We start from the raw sequence: 17487 nt of genomic DNA, 5'->3' as shown, positions 1-17487 counted from the left end.
GCGTCTAGGATCGCTTGGTGGATGTTCGCGAACTTCGGCGCACTGATTGTGACGATCAAAGCGTAAGGAATGCTCTCGGCATGGCTAGTCTGTGCTCCGGCATCCCGGGCGTTATAGTGAATGTCGAAGATCGGTCGAAGCAAGCTGGTACCACGGAAGGTATGCTCACCGTGCAAAACTGTCTCCCATTTACCCAGATCGGCGCGAAGTTCGGCTTCATCGCGCCACTCTGAACTAGGGGAAAGGCTGTAGGTTTGAGCATGCTGCGCCCCTTCCTTCTTCTTTTCCTCGTGAGGCCGGAAGGCCACGATGAGCCCGGCCTTCGTGTCCGCGCTCGCATCCGAGGCGCGCTGATCAAACGCGGCGCCGGCAGCCTGACCCTCAGCGGAGACAACCGGTTCGACGGCTTTACTCTTTACGAGGGCGCTCTCTCACTGACGGGGCATAACGCCTACGACGTCGGGTTTGATGGCATCGTCGAAGGTGGCGCTCTTTCACTCAGTGGCAGCCTGCAGGGCAATGCTCTGCGGGTGAACGCGGGGCAGGCGACGGTGACCGCAGAAGGCAAGTTGCAAGGCGCGGACCTGTTCGTATCCACCCAGTCCGAAGATGCACGTGCGGCAAGTGTAAGTTTTAATGGCCTACAGACGGGGGGGGGCGCGACTTGGGTGGGGCCGATGGGACGACTTGGCGGAACAGGCACTCTCGGTGAGACCCGTGTCGCCGGCACAATTGCGCCAGGGAACTCGATTGGCACACTGACCGTCAACGGCGACTATTGGCAGTTGGTCGGCTCGCGCTTTGAAGTCGAGCTGGCACCGCCGGACCAACGCGATGTACTGCAGGTGAAAGGCAAGGCCATGCTGGAAGGTGGAACGGTGGTCGCCCTACGCGGACCAGGTGTCTATGGACTCGGCGAGCGCTATGCATTCCTGTCCGCCGAGAACGGTGTTTCCGGCCGCTTCTTGGCACTCGACACCACTGATATTACACCCTTCCTCAAGCTCAAGCTCGCGTACGCGCCAACGCTCGTGGCACTGGACGTGTCGCGCGGAATGGCCTTTGCGAACCTCGCTGCCACCCACAACCAACGCACCACCGCGGGTAGTATCGACGGATTGAGGGACAGCAACGATCTGGTGAGAACCCTGGTACAGCTGTTCCCGGACAAGGCCATGCCTGCGATCGACCTGCTCAGCGGCGACACCCACGCCAGCGTGCAATCGGCACTGGTCGACAGCAGCCGACACGTACGGAATGCGGCGCTGGATCGGAGTCGGAACATGAACGATCCGTTTGCAGGTCAGTACGACGACAGCGAGCGGTTCGGCGCGTGGCTAGAGCTGCAGGGCACCGGCGGCCAGATCCATACCGACGGCAATGCCGCAGGCGTGGAGTACAGCGGGGGCAATACGTTGGTGGGTGCAGACTACCAGTTCGACAGCGGCCTTCGCCTGGGTGTGTTGGGTGGCATCGGCAATATCGACCTGAAGGTACCCGACCGACTCAACGCTAGAGCAGACCTACGCTCGCGTCAGGCGGGCGTGTATGCCGGTCAGGGCTGGGGCGGCTTCGGCTGGCGCGCGGGTATAACCTGGGGTAATCACGATGCAGACCTGCGACAGAAGATCGAGTACACCGGATTCAGCGACGTGACCCAAGCCAAGTACGACGTCGAGACCCTGCAGGGCTTCGTTGAGTTAGGCTATCGCTTCGGCAATCCGCGCTGGGGCTTGGAGCCTTATGCCCAGTTCGCGCAGGTACGCGTCGAATCCGATGCGTTTAACGAGTCCGGCGCTGCCGCAGCACTGTCCGGCCAGACCCGCGACGTCAATGCCGATCTGACCACTGCCGGGATTCGATTCGACGCCAACTTCAAATCCAAGGATCAGGCGCATACCTGGCTGAGCCTGCGGGGCGGCCTTGGCTATCGCAAGACCGGTGGCGAACTGGTGCCCTGGACCGAGATGGCATTCACAATCGGTGATCGATTCATGGTACACGGCGCGCCCGTAGCGAGTGACGCCACCCTCCTCGACCTGGGCGTGGCGGCTCGCCTGAGCACGAACAGCCTGCTGGAGCTTGGCTACCACGGCCAGTACGCAGACGAAGCCCGCGAGCACGGGGCTTCGCTACGCTGGTCCCTACAGTTCTGATCCACGCGATAGGTGGCAGGGACGCCGCCTATCGCGACAACAGCAACGTTTGGGCATAGGATCGGCCGTCCCTCTCGCTGCATACAGCATTGCACGCACGCTTCCGTATGTCCGCATCGATGCGGCGCACCGGCGGCACGATGCCTGCCCCCCCTCGCCGCATCATAAAGATTCTGTGATCTGCGAGGTGGCGCCTGCTTCGAGTTAGGTCGGTCCCAGCAAGTGCTCAGCTCATCCACCTACCCGGTCGTCGGATGACCGAATTGAACACGTTCTACTGGCGCATGCCGATCGCCAAACGATTGAACGCGCTCATCAGGGCGACAGCAAAGCTGAGGTCCGAGATCTCGGCATCGCTGAAGACGGGCTTCAGCGGCAGGAAAGCCTCGTCGGGCGCATGGGTGTTCGCCACGTCCACCAACGCCTCCGTCCAGGCCAGCGCCAGGCGCTCGCGTTCGCTGAAATGCGCGCTGACCCGCCACCCCGCCAGGCTGTCCAGCTTGGCCTCGGGCATGCCGTCGGCCCGCAGCGCCGCGGCGTGCATCTCCAGACAAAACGCGCAACCGTTGATCTGCGACACGCGCAGATAGACCAGTTCGACAAGTTGCTTGCCGAGGCTGCTCTTGTCGAGAGCTCGTTTCGTCAGTCCGAGTCCTCGATAGGCCTCGGGCGAAAGGTTCTGGTACGGCAAACGAAGAGAAGACATCGATGGACTCCTGACAGAAATAGGGAGGGTGCCGCGCGGCATGCGGCTTCGCACAGCGCGTCCTGCGTGCGTTGGACCTGTTCAGCCGTACACCGGATGGCGCCGGCACAGATCCATCACCCGGGCACGCACATGGTCACGGACCGCCGTCAGCACATCGTCGCCGACCTCGAGTGCATCCAGCACGTCGCACAGCCAGCCGGCCAACTGCTCGCATTCGGCCACACCGAAGCCACGTGTGGTCACCGCGGGCGTGCCGATGCGCAGCCCTGAGGTGACGAAGGGCAAACGCGGATCGTTGGGAACCGAATTCTTGTTGGTGGTGATGTAGGCATCGGCCAGCGCCGCGTCTGCGTCCTTGCCGGTATATGGTTTGGCGGACAGGTCGATCAGCATCAGATGGTTGTCCGTGCCGCCAGAGACGATCGTGTAGCCGCGTTGCTGCAGCACCACGGCCATGCCGCGGGCATTGCTCAACACCTGGCGTTGATAGGTCCTGAACTCAGGGCGCAGCGCCTCCTTGAAGGCCACCGCCTTGGCCGCGATGCCATGCATCAATGGTCCGCCCTGGGTGCCGGGGAACACGGCCGAGTCAAGCTTCTTGTAGAACTCGCTGCCCTGCCCCTTGGCCAGGATGATGCCGCCGCGCGGACCGCGCAGCGTCTTGTGCGTCGTGCTGGTCACCACATGGGCATGCGGCAGCGGATCGGGATACTCGCCCGCCGCGACCAGGCCGGCGACATGCGCCATGTCCACCCAGAAGACCGCCCCCACCTCGTCGGCGATCGCCCGCATCCGCGCCCAGTCCTTGTGACGCGAGTATGCCGAGAAGCCGCCGATCAGCATCTTGGGCCGCGTCCGCCGTGCGATGCGCGCCATCTCGTCGTAGTCGATCAGCCCGGTGTCCGGATCCAGCCCATAAGGCACGATCGTGTAGTGCCGGCCGGAGAAGTTGGCGGGATTACCGTGGGTCAGGTGACCGCCCTGGGCCAGGTTCATGCCCATGACCGTGTCGCCGGGCTGGGCAAGCGCCAGAAACACCGCCGCATTCGCCTGCGCGCCGGCGTGCGGCTGGACATTGGCGTAGTCGCAATCGAACAACGCCTTGACGCGTTCGATCGCCAGACGCTCGGCGACGTCCACGTACTCGCAGCCGCTGTAGTAGCGCTTGCCGGGGTAACCTTCTGCGTACTTGTTGGTGAGCACCGAGTTCTGGACCGCCATCACCAGCGGGCTGGCGTAGTTCTCGGACGCGATCAGCTCGACGTGATCTTCCTGCCGGCGCGATTCGTGCTGGATGGACTGGGCCAGTTCGGGGTCGAAATCGGCAAGGGACAGAGTGGCGTCGTACATGCGTAATGTCCTATCGGGTGGAGTATTCGTGGGGAGGCAGCACCACCAGCAGACCGGCCACGGCAAGGTCGTCAGCGCAGACCCGTTCGCTGGCCGCGTCCAGATACCGCACGGTGTAGCCGCGGGCGACGAGCAGCGGCACCGGTGTGCCCCGGTTCTTGAACGCCAGATGGCGGATGACCACGGCCGCCTTCATGCGGGCGCCACTCCAACGCCCGCGGCATCGGGCCAGTAGTAGTGGTCCGGCAGCAAGCGCGCGCCGAAGATCGCCTGCCCGACCCGGACCACCGTCGCCCCTTCCTCGATCGCGATCTCGAAATCGCCCGACATGCCCATCGACAGGTCGTCGAGTGCCATGCCGGCAGGCGCGTGTTGCCGCAGCCGGTCGCGAAGTCCGCGCAGCAGGACGAAGCAGCGGCGCACGCGTTCGGCCTCGCTGGAGAACAGCGCCAGGGTCATCAGACCGCGTACGCGCAACGCCGGGAACGCAGGCAGCGCCTGCAGGAAGGCCGGTACCTCGTCCGGTGCGAGCCCGTACTTGCTCGCCTCGCCCGAGGTGTTGATCTGCACGTAGACATCCAGCGAGCGGCCCTCGATCTGCAGGCGCCGCTCCAGCGCCTCGGCGACGCGCAGGCTGTCGAGCGCCTGGAACTCGCTGGCGAAGCGCGCCACCAGCTTGGCCTTGTTGGTCTGCAGATGGCCGATGACCGACCACTGCAGATCGGTCAGATCCTGCATCGCCTCCCATTTGCGATGCGCTTCCTGGACCTTGTTCTCACCCAGCAGCCGGCACCCCGCGGCGTGCGCCAAGCGCAGGCTGGCCTCGGGCTTGGTCTTGCTGACCGGCAACAGGCGCACCGTTGCCGGGTCGCGTCCGGCGCGACGACAGGCGGCGTCTATGCGCGCGCGTACCGCCGCCAGGTTGCGCCGGAAATCCTCGACGCTGGTCGCTTCGGGATAGCGGCCGTGCCGGTCGTGCCCGGTCGGAGTGTCGAACGTGGCCGGCATCACTGCGTCGTCCCCTTCCAGGGCATCGCCGTGGCTGCAGCCGCCGGCACCGTCCGCACCCACCGGCCGTTAAGTACCGCGTACGCCACCAGCCCGATCACCAGGCCCCAGAACGCCCCGCCGATGCCCAACAGCTTGATGTTGGCTGCCGCAGCGAGAAAGGTGATCAGCGCGGCTTCGCGGGTCCTGGCGTCGGCCATCGCGCTGGCGAGGCTGCCGCCGATGGTGCCCAACAACGCCAGCCCGGCAAGCGTCGCGATGAAGGTCGCCGGAAACGCCATGAACAGCGTCGCCAACGTCACCCCGAACACCCCGACCAGGATGTAGAACACGCCCGCGGCCACACCGGCGATCCAGCGTTTCGACGGCTGCTCATGGGCCTCGCGGCCCGTGCAGATCGCCGCGGTGATGGCGGCGATGTTGAACGCGTGCGAGCCGAACGGCGCCATCAGCAGCGAGCCCAATCCGGTCAGCGTCACGATCGGATTGGCGCTGGTCTTGAAGCCGTCGTTGCGCAGCACGAGCATGCCGGGCATGTACTGACCGGTCAGCGTGATCAGGAACAGCGGCAACGCGACACTCAACAAGGCGTTGAACGAGAACACCGGCATCGTGAACACCGGTGCGGCCAATGCCAGACGCAGCCCGGCGACATCGACCCGATCCTGGAACAGCAGGAATGCCAGCCCCAGCACCAGGATGCCCACCACCGCATAGCGCGGCGACACCCGCTTGAGCACCAGGTAGGCGACGATCAGCAGGCCCGCCAGCAGAGGATCCAGGCTCACGCCGGCAAAGGCCCCGATGCCGAATTGCAGCAGGATGCCGGCCAGCAGTCCGGCGGTCACGCCCGGCGGGATCAGCCGGATCACGCGCTCGAACCATCCCGACACGCCCAGCAGCACGAAGGCGGCCGCCGAGATCAGGTAGGCGCCCACGGCTTCCGCGTACGGCGTCGTCGCCAGCGCGGTGACCAGAAACGCCGCGGCCGGCGTCGACCAGGCGGTGATGATCGGCTCGCGGGTCGTCCAGCTCAGGACGATGCCGGTGACGCCGACTCCGATGGAGACCGCCCACACCCACGAGGCCGTCAGCTCCGGACTCAGCCCGGCACTCTTGGCCGCCTGGAAGACCAGGATGGAGGTCCCGCCGTAGTTGACGATGACGGAAATCAGCCCGGCGATGACCGGGTGCGGGAGGTCGTTCCAACGAATGGACGCGGTCGTGGGGGCATGGGCCATGTGGAACGGACGACTCCTGCAGCGGCAGTGGACTTGCGGCCCGTATTTATAAGCGCAGAATGGTTGGAATAGACCAGCCACTTTTCGCCAGTGGAGCAGACCACTTGTTCAAGCACGCCCAACTCGAGTCGGTGAAGGCCGCGATCGGCGATCCCGCGCAAGGCGCCCTGCCGCTGCACCTGCGGGTGCAACGCGCGGTGCGCCAGCTGATCCTCGACGGCATGCTCGATGTTGGCCGGTCGCTGCCGGCATCGCGTGCGCTGGCCAAGTCGCTGGGGGTCTCGCGCGACACCATCGAAGTGGCCTACGGTCAATTGCATGCCGAAGGTTTCATCGAACGGCGCGTGGGCAGCGGCAGCTTCGTGTCCGAACGCGCGCAGCGCTTGCCCGGGCGCGGCAAGGCACGGCGGACGACTTCTGACCGCACGGCCCCGCGGCTGAGCCAACGCGGCAGCGCCCTCTTCCAGCGCGGCGGCGTGCGCGACTTCCTGGCGCCGCGCGCGTTTGCGCCCGGCGTGCCGGAGACGCGCAGCTTTCCCCTGCAGACCTGGGAACGGCTGGAACGCCAGGTGCTGAAGGAGTACGGCACGCAGGTCTTGCTGCACAGTCCGCCGCAGGGCATGGCTCCACTTCGACAGGCCATTGCCGACTACGTCAACCTCGAACGCGGCGCGCGCGCCACGCCCGATCGCGTGCTGGTGCTGACCAGCTCCCAGCAAGCCCTGACCCTGTGCGCGACCGTGCTGCTTGATGCCGGCGAGCGAATCCTCGTTGAAGAGCCCGGCTACCACGGCGCGCGCAAAGCATTCGAGGCCGCGGGATTGCAATGCGTGCCCGTGCCGGTCGACGCGCACGGACTCCAGGTCGACCACCTGCTCCAGGCAAGCGGGTGGCCCGACGACCCCGCGCGGGCGGTGTTCCTGACACCCTCGCACCAGTTTCCGACCGGCGCGACACTGGGGCTGGACCGGCGTCTGGCCATCGTCGACTGGGCCCGGGACCAGCAGGGCTGGATCATCGAGGACGACTACGACAGCGAGTTTCACTACGCGGGCAGGCCGACCGCCTGCGTGCAAGGGCTCGATCCGCACGCGCGCACGATCTACATCGGCACCTTCACCAAGTCGCTGTTCCCAGGCCTTCGCATCGGCTACATGGTGCTGCCACCGTCCTTGGTCGCCCCCATGACCGCAGCACGCACCTTGCTCGATGGCCACAGCGCACCGATCCCACAACTCACGCTGGCCCGTTTCATCGAGGGCGGCCACTTCGGCGCCCATGTGCGCGGCATGCGCACTGTCTATGCCGAGCGGCGGGACGTGCTGGCCGCTCTGATCGGCAAGCATCTGTCCCAGTACCTGGAACCCCGCGTCCCGGCCGGCGGTATGCAGATGCCCTGCGTATTCGTCCGTGACCTGCACGAACCCGAGGCCGTGGCCGCCGCCCAACGAGCAGGCATTGACCTGTTGGGCCTGACGACGCTGTACACATCGGACGCCACCACACCGGGGTTTCTGATGGGCTTCGCCGCCCACGCCCCGCCCGAGCTCGCAGCGGGGATCAAGACGCTGGCGAAGGTGTTGCGCGGGCTGCGCCGCTGAGTTGATCCAATCCTGCGCGATGCACACCGAGCCAAGTTCGATGCGAGCCGAGGCGACGGCCTTACCCAGCCGATGCCGTCGACCGCTCTTCGGGCCAGGCATCGACCTCGGTCTCGTCAATGGCCGGGAACAGACCCGCGCTGGCCCTGCCTGGCTGGGCGACCGCATGTCCATGCGTCGCGTCGGCACGACGCTGCGCCACGGCCCAGTCCATCGCCTGCCGCATGCGAGCGATGGCATGCCGACTTGCCGGCTCGGTCTCGCCGTAGGCATGGAACTCGTGCGTCATATGGTCCCAGACATCCAGGCGCACGCCTGCGCCCCGGCCTACTGCCTGCTTGGCGAACGCACGGATCATGTCCACCAGGATTTCCTTGTCACCGGCCTGGATGTACAGCGGCGCCGTGCCGCCGAAATCCTGTCCCATCGGCGAAAGCCCTTCATCGGTATAGGCCCCCTGCCCCTTCAACCACTTCCCGTACTGCAGGGTCTGATAGCCCTGCACCATGTCGTACCGGTCGTTTCCGAACTGGCTCTGGCCCAATCGGCCGATGTACGTCCACGGACTGATCGCGATCGCCAGCAGCGGCTGCGGCAGTTCCGATGCCCGCAGCGCAGCCAACGTCATCAGGACCAGATGCCCGCCGGCCGAGTCGCCGCAGAGGATCAGGTCCGACGGTGCGATCCCCGCCGTCACCAGGCGCCGGTAGGACGACAACGCATCGTCGAGCTGAGCCGGATGTGGATGCTCTGGCGTCAGCCGATACTCCAGCGAGAAGATCCGCACCTGCAGCATGTGCGACAGCATCGCAATGAAATTGCGTGTCACGGCTGCATGAAAGGTGTAGCCGCCGCCGTGAAAATACAGAATCGTCAGCGCGTCTGTGTAGCCTTTCGGGGTAAACCATTCGCCTGGAGGCTCTCCGGCCCGACTGTCCCGCATGTCCACTGGCGGCGGCGCTCCAGCAATCGTGAAGCAACTGTCGAAGTATTCACGCCCCTCTGCGATGTTCTTCAGGGAGAAGGCGTGGTTGAACTGGCGACGATAGAACAGCGTTCCTATTTCAAAGGGCATCGACCACTCGGCAACCAGGGGTTTGCCGACAGCCCTGCGCGCAAGCACCGTCAACGAAGTGGTCAGCAACACCCATGCGCTACGCAATCGATGTGATAGCTTCCCCTGGAATACGGCTCTGGTCATATCCTCTTACTCGGCGGGTCCGTTGGATGAAAGTGGGATTGTCGAAGGAATGAGAAGCGCAGGTATAGAACGCAAGCGACATGGCAGGCTGCCGTCGGAGGCGGCCTGGCTGCATGCCCCGCCCTCCGCCTTGACCGGTTGCGTCCATATCGCGATCGAGCGGGACACGCGCGGGTTGGCGCTCACGTCCTCGGAGCGGATCAACATGTATCCCGCCTCACCTCTGCCCTCCTTGTCCTGGATCCTAGAAGGACAGCTGCACATGGTCGATGTCGAAGACGACGCGTCCGCACGGGCACGCGCCAATGCGATGCCCGCCCTCGTGTTCGCCGGCCCGTTCCGCAAGCCCTCCGCCAGCTGGTCGCCTGGCCCGATCCACGCATTGATGGTCAGCTTCTACCCTGATGCGCTGGCACGGCTGTGGGGCATCAGGCTGCAGGATTACGTAGACACTGTTATTCCTGCCGACAAGGTACTGCCTGCGGAAGCGGTTCCCGCGTTGTTGAGCGCAGGAACGTCGAATGCACCGCTGGAAGCACTAGAGGCACTCTTGGCTCCCCTTTGGCACGACGCACAGCAGGCCACAGGCGTCATGGCGATACGAAGTTGGCTGACGACGCTCACAGCGCGGGGTGTCCATACCCCGAATGGCGTGGGCATGCGACAGGCGCAGCGGCGGATCAAGCGTCTTACCGGACAAAGCCAACGCGACCTGGAGCTGTACGCACGTGTGGAGGGGGCTTTCGCATACGCTGCCCGCCACCCAGATAACCTGGCCTCGATCGCAGCGAACGCCGGGTACAGTGACCAATCCCACCTGGGACGTGAAGTGAAGCGGGTGACCGGACTATCGGCGCAACAGCTGCGTGACAAGATGTTGCAAGACGAAGCGTTCTGGCTCTACAGAGTTCTGAATGCAACCGCTCGAAGTGGCTAGTTCTTTGCAGGAGATCACGGTACCGAGAATGAAAGCAGCCACCCCGTCCGCTGAAGGATGCGCTCCTCGTGTCCTTCAGCGCATACGAGAGCCAGCACCCCAGTGTCCTGCGGGCCAGATACTCGACCAACATCTGTGGCATTTCCATCGGGAGCGGCAACATCCGCATTGGCTCGCCCAGTATCATCAGGAAGCAGTTGGCGATGCCGTCTGCTACTTCGTGGGCACCCCTCAGGCCGATTTTTCTTGCCCTGCGAAATCGCGCCACCTAGGCAGAATTGCGGATCGCTCGTATCGAACCCGTTCGACCTGGTGATGCGCTTGGGCCCAACGCTGCTGACAGCGCACTTGCGGACCGTAACCCTCCGTGCAGGACGTTGGCAAACTCAGATTCGACCTCCCACAGCTGCTCGTCCCTGATAGCGGACATATCCTGCTGATCTTGTCGATAACCCCTATTCGTATTGCGCGTGAACCTGAAGAGTGTGCTCATTGCCATCGAACTCGAAGCGAACTGCAATCACTGCAGCATCCTCGAGTAGTGCCTTAATAGCTGGACCAAGCCGGGTCATGCGAGTGCCGTGATGATCTTGACGCAGCGTAACCTCGTGGCCGTCCGGCAGCTGATACCTGCCGGATGCACCATAGGGAATGGCAGCCGACGGAAAAGCCATCAGACGATTGCGACGAGCTGCCTCCGTGAGTCGTAACACGACTTTCCAGTACGGACCAGCCGGCCGAAGCTGCGACGGACGGGTGCTGGTTGTGGAAGCGTGGAGGCTCCTGGCTAGAACCTCTCGGCGGCGCACTTCGTCGATGGGTCGCCCGCGGATCGCCCACGCACCAGGACCAATCCGCTCGATGCGCCCCGCGCAGTAGAGGTAGTTTGCAAAGGAGTTTCTCGGGATCGGATGATCCGGGTGATTTTCGAGCTCGTAGAGCTCCGCACGCGTTGCGGCTCCGCCCAACTCCTCCAACCGCTGCAGGATCAGCCGGATCGCCGGCTCAACGTCGCCTGAAGGGTCGAAAGCAGCCACGTAGGTGAAGGCATTCGCTGCCGTACGGCGGAAGTCACGGTGTCGCTTTAGGATAGCGTGCACAACATGGGCAGGTGGCACTGGATCGGTCACGTCGGCAGCGTGCGAATCGAAGTCGCGACGACCCTCACGGACTAACCCAGCATAGAGCGTCTCCATGTCAACCGGCGCCCGGGCGGCAGTGAGTATCAGCGCTGCGCGACGCAGAAGCGCAGACAGCTCGGGGGTATTGAACCAACACCAGCGATGGTGATCATCGAGCCACTCAAGCTCGGGCAACGCGCCGAGTGTGCGAACTAGATCACGCAGCGCTACAGGCTTCTTCCTTGTGGTTTCCAGCAGTGCGCGGATGTCGTTCACTAAGGCAGCCCCCGCAAAGCTGAAGATCTTGCGCGCCGCTGACGAGACCTGACTGGTAAAACGCAAATCATCAGCCGACGTCGCAACCACCCTGAGGGTATTGCCAAGTCCATAGATCGATGCCCGATCCATGCCAACCTTTTCGGTGGGTGTCTGTACCTCTTCAAGAAAGCGGATTGCTTCGCGGAGGGGAACAGTACCGAGAAACGGACGCAACTCACGCTCCACGGCTTCCCAAGGCAAACCAACGGACTCCACGACGCGCTGATACACGCTCGCCAACATCGGCAATGAGTGTCCTTCCGCGGCGATGGACGCGAGTTGGAGCATCTTTGCCTCCACCTGCCGTACGCGCTCGCGAGTGACGCCGGCGGAGATGCCGATCTCTTCCAGAGTCTCGGGCCGATCCACACCGAGACCAAATCGACGCAACGTCCAGTCGAGATCGCGGGATCGCTGAGGGCGTCCATGCGCGGCGGTGCCCAAGAGCAGGTCAATTTCTAGCTGCGCACTTCCCGCGTTGCGAAGTGCGTCGACGTCGATAGGCGGGAGCCGTCTCCGTGCTCCAGACGATGAGCGGCCCGCAGTTCTGAGCAGCTCAGCGCAATCGCTGACGGCCTTTGGAATCGATACGTCCAAGATCTGCGCGAACTGCCGCAACTGTGCAGGGGTAAATGTGATGGCGGCACCAGATAGGCGATTGCCCAGCCATCCTACCGATTGCCGCATGGCCATATTCACCTGCAGGCGACTGTAGCGCGACATGGCCATCTCGTTACGAGCCCAATCGCTAATGTTCTTTCGAAGGGCTGCACGCTGTTCGCTGGTCAGTTTGGTGACAGGTCCGTCCATAGGCAAAGTATGACAATTTGGATCGCAAATACAGACATCGACGTCGGCGGCAGCCAAGAGGGTCATGTTGGCACAAGCCGGGCCAGTGGGTTTGCATCCGCCTCTGAACCATCTCCTTTGCATGGCAAGCCAATCATTGTGCCTCGGCGCTCGGAAGCCTCACGTCGCTAGACGCCGGCGAAGTTCCGGCGCGCGTCCTTGTGGGGCGCGACATCTGCGGATCGTCACAGGCTCTCTCAGAACGACATGGCCGTCTATCTTCAATGCCTCATTAAGCCGCGCCGCAATCCGGAGTCAGCCTTGCAGGCTCGATAACTGAAATGCATCCATGAGCAAGAAAGTTCCCGGCGGCCTTTGATACCTTTCTATCATCGGAACCAGTCTCTTAAAGTGCTCGGCATTGCAGTGTGCGTCCAAAGCGGCGCGGTCAGGCCACTCCTCTATGAAGACGAAGTGCCCAGGATCCTTTTGGTCGACATAAAGGTCATACGACAGGCACAGCAGCTCCTCCTTGGTTCTCGCCACAAGCTCTAAATATAGCGGCATGACGTCTTGTATGTGTTCCACCTTGATGAAGTCTTGCGCAATCACTTTCAGCATTCTCTGTGTGTCCGCCTTTTGAGCCCAATGTCTTCCAAATGAGGTTCGCCAGGCTCTCGACCATCGCGTACCCAGACATCCACGGAGATGATCTTGAGCGCGTCTCGATCAAGGTGTACCCCGAGCGCTGCCCCTACGACACGCCGGCATCCGTCGCGCCTGATCGCGTGATCAGCGTGGGTGCCCGCGTAAGCTTCCCCGCCTGACAGACACCACATAAGTAGATCTTTCTGGCATCGTTTCCCAGCCAGGAGGTTCCATGCGCACATCCAAGTTCACCGAGTCGCAGATCGTTGCGGCGCTCAAGCAGGCCGATGCCGGCGTGCCGGTCAAGACATCTGCCGACAGATCGGCATCAGCACAGCGACGTATTACCAGTGGAAGAGCAAGTACGGCGGACTGGAGGCTTCCGAGCTGCGTCGGGTCAAGGAACTCGAGGCCGAGAACTCGAAGCTCAAGCGGATGTACGCCGAACTGGCACTGGACAACGCAGCGATGAAGGATCTGATCGCAAAAAAACTGTAGGGCCGGCGCGCAAGCGCGAAGCCGTTCGGCACCTGGTCGAGGTGCATGGGCGGCCGCTGCGTCGGTCCTGTGCCTGTGTCGGCTTGTCGCGAGCGGCCTGGTACGCACCACCACTGGATTGGACGGTGCGCGATGCCGAATTGATCGCAGAAGTCGCGGGCTTCGTGGACGCGCACCCCAGTCGCGGCTTCTGGAAATGCAGCGACCAGCTGCGCAAGGCACGACCGGACTGGAATCCCAAGCGGATCTATCGGGTGTACAAGGCCATGAAGTTAAACCTGCGCCGCGCCGCGAAGCGGCGCCTGCCAAAACGAGAGCGCGTTGCGCTCTATGTCCCCGCGCTGCCTGACACGGTCTGGTCGGTCGATTTTATGAGCGACGTCCTTGCGTGTGAGCGGTGCTTCCGAACCTTCAACGTCGTCGATGACTTCAACCGCGAGGTGCTGCACATCGAGATCGAAATCTCGATCAATTCCCACCGACTGGTACGAGTGTTCGAGCAGATCAAACGCAACCACGGTCTGCCGCAGGTGATGCGCTCCGATAACGGCCCCGAGTTCCTCGGCGATGTGTTCACCAACTGGCTCAAAGCAAATGGCGTGGCAATCCAGTACATCCAGCCCGGCAAGCCCAATCAGAACGCTTTCATCGAGCGCTTCAACCGCACGTACCGGGAGGAAGTGCTCGACCAGCATCTGTTCGCCCGTCTCGACGATGTCCGCGAGGCCACGCACTGGTGGATGATCGATTACAACGAAGAACGATCTCACGATTCCCTAGGCGGTATGACGCCTGTCGAGTACCGCAACCAAAACGCCGGAAGCTCTATTTTTGAAGTGCCTGCTTGACGGGGGAGCTTACGCCCGAGCGCTCGACAACCGCACGTTGCAGCTGGCACGGCGCATCGCAATCGCCCGGGAAAGCGCCCTCGGCGATATGGTGATTGAGGTGGTCGCGCGCGGCCGCCGCTGGTTCTGCGACAAGGCAAAGCGGAACGAGGCAGCCGCGATCGGTTTCCATCAAACGCCCAACTGCTACGGTTGGTATGCGGACACGCTGATGCTACCCGAGTCACCTCTTCCCGGTTAATTCCCGCCGCACCGGGCCTGCAGTGCGCATCTGGCAGCGATCAGGCGCGGAACGGGCAGGCACGGCTGCCGCGCGCCGCGAACTCGCTTGCCGCCAAACCCGCCGACGGCGCTCGGAGACCTCGTGCTGCGTTCCCTACAGGAAGCGTCAGCAACGCCGCATCCCCGCCGCCACCCGGCCAATCCGGAATCACCGCAGCCGCATTCGCGATGGCATGGACGGTCAGTGGGCCGGTATAGCAAGCGCTGACAAAAGGCCGGCAAGGGGGCACGGGGCCAAGGGAACGGCACCAAGGGGAACGGCCCTACCCGAAAAGGCCAAAAGGCAACGCCCCGCCCGTCCATCACCCGACGTCGCCATGCTCTCGATGTTCCAACGCAAACGGGTTCCACCTGCGGCAACCGACGCGGCATCCGCTCCCACACCGCCGACCGACCTGGCCAAGGGGCTGACGAGACCGCAGTCGGCCGCCTCGCTTCTGGCGACACCGCGCCGCCGGCAGCTGCTGGAACACATCTGGCAGCGCACCTCGCTCTCCCGGGCACAGTTCGCCGCCCTGTATCTGGCGCCGTTGGAGCGCTACGCGGAGCTGGTCCAGCAGCTACCGGCCTCCGAAGCCCATCACCACGCCTACCCCGGCGGCATGCTGGACCATGGCTTGGAGATCGTCGCTTATGGCCTGAAGCTGCGGCAGTCACACCTGCTCCCGGCCGGCACGACGCCCGAGGCACAGGCGGCGCAAGCCGAAGCGTGGACCGCGGGGGTCGCCTACGCAGCGCTGCTGCACGACATCGGCAAGATCGCCGTGGACCTGCACGTCGAGTAAGCCGACGGCAGCATCTGGCATCCCTGGCATGGCGCCCTGCTGCGTCCGTACCGATTTCGGTACCGCAAAGACCGCGAGTACCGCTTGCACAGCGCCGCCGCCGGCGTGCTCTACACCCGTGTACTCGATCGCGCGATTCTCGACTGGCTCAGCGACTACCCCGACGTCTGGTCGGCGTTGCTCTACGTGCTGGCAGGCCAGTACGAGCACGCGGGCACCCTCGGCGAGCTGGTCATCAAGGCCGACCAAGCCTCGGTCGCGCACGCGCTCGGCGGCGATCCGACCAGGGCGATGGCGGCACCCAGGCACAGCTTGCAGCGCAAGCTGCTCGACGGCCTGCGCCACCTGCTGCGCGAAGACCTCAAGCTCAACCAGCCACAGGCCTCGGATGGGTGGCTGACGCACGACGGGCTCTGGCTGGGGAGCAAGACCGTCTCGGACAAGCTCCGCGCGCATCTTCTGTCACAGGGCATCGAAGGCATCCCGGCGAACAACACCGCGGTGTTCAACGTGCTGCAGGACCACGGCATCGCCATCCCGACCCCAGATGGCAAGGCCATCTGGAAGGCCACGGTCACCGGCACCGCCGGCTGGACGAATTCCTTCACCTTCATGCGACTCTCGCCGGCGCTGATCTGGGAAACGAACGAACGCCCCGAGCCGTTCGCCGGCACGGTATCCGTGGATGGAACAGCGCCCGAGGATCCCGCTGCGCCAGGGGCCACGCCTGCCCCTGCCTCTACGCCCGCGCGCCGGGACATCGAAAGCGCCCCTCAACCTTCCGACCCGCACCGGACCGATCCAATCGCGGATCTGCTGTCGGTGCTCGGAACGGCGCCAGTGCGGGCCGATGATTCACCGGCTGATACAGATCCCGCGACTTCCGCTGCCACACCCCACGCAAACACCCCTTCACCCTCGTCCAGCCATGAACCCGCCAGCGGCCCGACCAGCGGCTCACCCTCGGGAGAACAGTTCATCGCCTGGCTCAGGCAAGGCATCCAGTCCCGTCGGATCATCATCAACGACGCCAAAGCACTGGTGCACACCGTCGCCGGCACGGCGTACCTGGTCAGTCCGGGCGTGTTCCAGCGCTACGCCCAGGAGCATCCGCAGACCGCAGGGCTGGCTCGACAGGACAAGCTGCAGGACTGGCAATGGGTACAGAAGCGGTTCGAGAAGCTGCAAATCCATCGAAAGCAGGACAGCGGCCTGAACATCTGGACTTGCGAGGTGCAAGGACCGCGCAAGTCGCGCCGGCTCCATGGCTATCTGCTGATCGATGGCACTACGTTGTTCGACAACGCACCTGTCAACAACCCGTATCTGAACCTAGTCAGCGAAGCGCTGTAGCTCGCTCCGCAAGTAGACGCCCTTGCCGCTCGGCTGGGCGCAGATGAGATATGGCCACTCTCATCATCAAGCGCCCCTCACCTGATCATCAATATGGCCGCCCGTTCATCTCGTGGCGTTCAATAGCTCGTGTAAATGAATTCCTCGCGGATCTATTCATATTCGAAAAAGTCAACGGCTGGCCGACCATTCCCGCTTCGCTTGATTCAAGCTCAACTTGTTTGCACCTCCCGTGTAATCTGGGTCAGAGGATTGAACATGATCATCTTCCCATCCGCATACGTCGCAGCTCTCATATCCGCCTGTTGTCGTGAGGGTTCTCTCTCCGCAGCATGGCATGGCAAACAATTGAGGCTTGAATTCTCAACACTCAAAGACGCATGCCCTGCGGCAGCACAGCAAGAAACAACAGCACAGCGTTGTTTATCCAAACCTGCGCGCCATCTCTAAGGAGATCTCTTCATCCGAATGCAAGTACTCTCCTGGAGAATCCATAGCATCAATTCCGTATAAATACATAACTGCATCCCATATTTCCTCTCTCTGCGAACTCGGAACGAGTTCAAGATTTCCTGATTCGCATTTCTGCATAACGTCATACGCCCATCGATCTGCAGACTCTCTCGTGATTCTTTTTTCAAC

The 17487-nt window shown here is 63.3% G+C and carries 13 protein-coding genes and 2 pseudogenes; 6 read left to right on the top strand and 9 right to left on the bottom strand.

Going from position 1 to position 17487, the window contains the following annotated elements:
• The first annotated feature begins 260 nt into the window (after positions 1-260).
• On the top strand, positions 261-2156 hold the full coding sequence (locus ACYX7E_RS07605; protein ID WP_462079966.1) for an autotransporter outer membrane beta-barrel domain-containing protein: 1896 nt from the start codon (positions 261-263) through the stop codon (positions 2154-2156).
• Positions 2157-2430: 274 nt separating this feature from the next.
• Here the strand turns inward: ACYX7E_RS07605 and ACYX7E_RS07600 are convergent, their stop codons facing one another.
• The 5 genes from ACYX7E_RS07600 to ACYX7E_RS07580 are packed head-to-tail and all read right to left on the bottom strand — an operon-like array spanning position 2431 to position 6464.
• Entirely contained in the window at positions 2431-2904 is a 474-nt protein-coding gene (locus ACYX7E_RS07600) for a carboxymuconolactone decarboxylase family protein (protein WP_462079965.1), read from the bottom strand.
• Between the two features lie 39 nt (positions 2905-2943).
• Complete coding sequence (glyA, locus tag ACYX7E_RS07595; protein ID WP_462079964.1) at positions 2944-4215, bottom strand: serine hydroxymethyltransferase; 1272 nt, start codon at positions 4213-4215, stop codon at positions 2944-2946.
• A 10-nt stretch (positions 4216-4225) separates the two neighbouring features.
• On the bottom strand, positions 4226-4411 hold the full coding sequence (locus ACYX7E_RS07590) for a hypothetical protein (RefSeq protein WP_462079963.1): 186 nt from the start codon (positions 4409-4411) through the stop codon (positions 4226-4228).
• The gene (locus ACYX7E_RS07585) at positions 4408-5223 is read right to left on the bottom strand and encodes a YggS family pyridoxal phosphate-dependent enzyme (RefSeq protein ID WP_462079962.1); all 816 of its coding nucleotides are present in this window, start codon (positions 5221-5223) and stop codon (positions 4408-4410) included. Before ACYX7E_RS07585 ends, ACYX7E_RS07590 begins: the two co-directional genes overlap by 4 nt.
• Positions 5223-6464, bottom strand: a complete 1242-nt coding sequence (locus ACYX7E_RS07580; RefSeq protein ID WP_462079961.1) for a benzoate/H(+) symporter BenE family transporter — start codon at positions 6462-6464, stop codon at positions 5223-5225. The genes ACYX7E_RS07585 and ACYX7E_RS07580 overlap by 1 nt, the downstream gene beginning before the upstream one ends.
• 104 nt (positions 6465-6568) lie before the next feature.
• Here ACYX7E_RS07580 and pdxR point away from each other — a divergent pair, with 104 nt between their 5' ends.
• Positions 6569-8065 carry a MocR-like pyridoxine biosynthesis transcription factor PdxR gene (gene pdxR, locus ACYX7E_RS07575; protein ID WP_462079960.1) on the top strand — a complete coding sequence of 499 codons (1497 nt, stop codon included), beginning with the start codon at positions 6569-6571 and terminating at the stop codon, positions 8063-8065.
• A gap of 61 nt (positions 8066-8126) precedes the next feature.
• Here the strand turns inward: pdxR and ACYX7E_RS07570 are convergent, their stop codons facing one another.
• Positions 8127-9212, bottom strand: a complete 1086-nt coding sequence (locus tag ACYX7E_RS07570; protein ID WP_462079959.1) for an alpha/beta hydrolase — start codon at positions 9210-9212, stop codon at positions 8127-8129.
• A gap of 316 nt (positions 9213-9528) precedes the next feature.
• On the opposite strand from ACYX7E_RS07570, the gene ACYX7E_RS07565 reads away from it, so the two are divergent.
• A complete protein-coding gene (locus tag ACYX7E_RS07565; RefSeq protein ID WP_462079958.1) occupies positions 9529-10203 on the top strand; it encodes an AraC family transcriptional regulator in 675 nt (224 codons plus the stop codon).
• A gap of 455 nt (positions 10204-10658) precedes the next feature.
• On the opposite strand, the gene ACYX7E_RS07560 is transcribed toward ACYX7E_RS07565, so the two are convergent.
• The gene (locus ACYX7E_RS07560; protein ID WP_462079957.1) at positions 10659-12518 is read right to left on the bottom strand and encodes a hypothetical protein; all 1860 of its coding nucleotides are present in this window, start codon (positions 12516-12518) and stop codon (positions 10659-10661) included.
• A 228-nt stretch (positions 12519-12746) separates the two neighbouring features.
• On the bottom strand, positions 12747-13052 hold the full coding sequence (locus ACYX7E_RS07555) for a putative quinol monooxygenase (protein WP_462079956.1): 306 nt from the start codon (positions 13050-13052) through the stop codon (positions 12747-12749).
• A 259-nt stretch (positions 13053-13311) separates the two neighbouring features.
• On the opposite strand from ACYX7E_RS07555, the pseudogene ACYX7E_RS07550 reads away from it, so the two are divergent.
• The 3 genes and pseudogenes from ACYX7E_RS07550 to mobH all read left to right on the top strand — a co-directional run bounded on the left by ACYX7E_RS07550 (position 13312) and on the right by mobH (position 16845).
• Positions 13312-14425, top strand: a pseudogene (locus ACYX7E_RS07550) (IS3 family transposase).
• Entirely contained in the window at positions 14409-14666 is a 258-nt protein-coding gene (locus tag ACYX7E_RS07545) for a hypothetical protein (protein WP_462079955.1), read from the top strand. The pseudogene ACYX7E_RS07550 and the gene ACYX7E_RS07545 overlap by 17 nt, the downstream one beginning before the upstream one ends.
• A 358-nt stretch (positions 14667-15024) precedes the next feature.
• A pseudogene (gene mobH / locus ACYX7E_RS07540) lies at positions 15025-16845 on the top strand (MobH family relaxase).
• Positions 16846-17016: 171 nt separating this feature from the next.
• Here the strand turns inward: mobH and ACYX7E_RS07535 are convergent.
• Positions 17017-17184 (bottom strand): CPCC family cysteine-rich protein, encoded by a 168-nt coding sequence (locus ACYX7E_RS07535; protein WP_462080247.1) that lies wholly within the window; start codon positions 17182-17184, stop codon positions 17017-17019.
• Positions 17185-17487: the final 303 nt, after the last annotated feature.

The organism is Luteimonas sp. RIT-PG2_3, assembly GCF_054902115.1.
The sequence above is the reverse complement of the archived record's forward strand: the minus strand, read 5'-3'. Positions and strand labels throughout refer to the sequence as shown.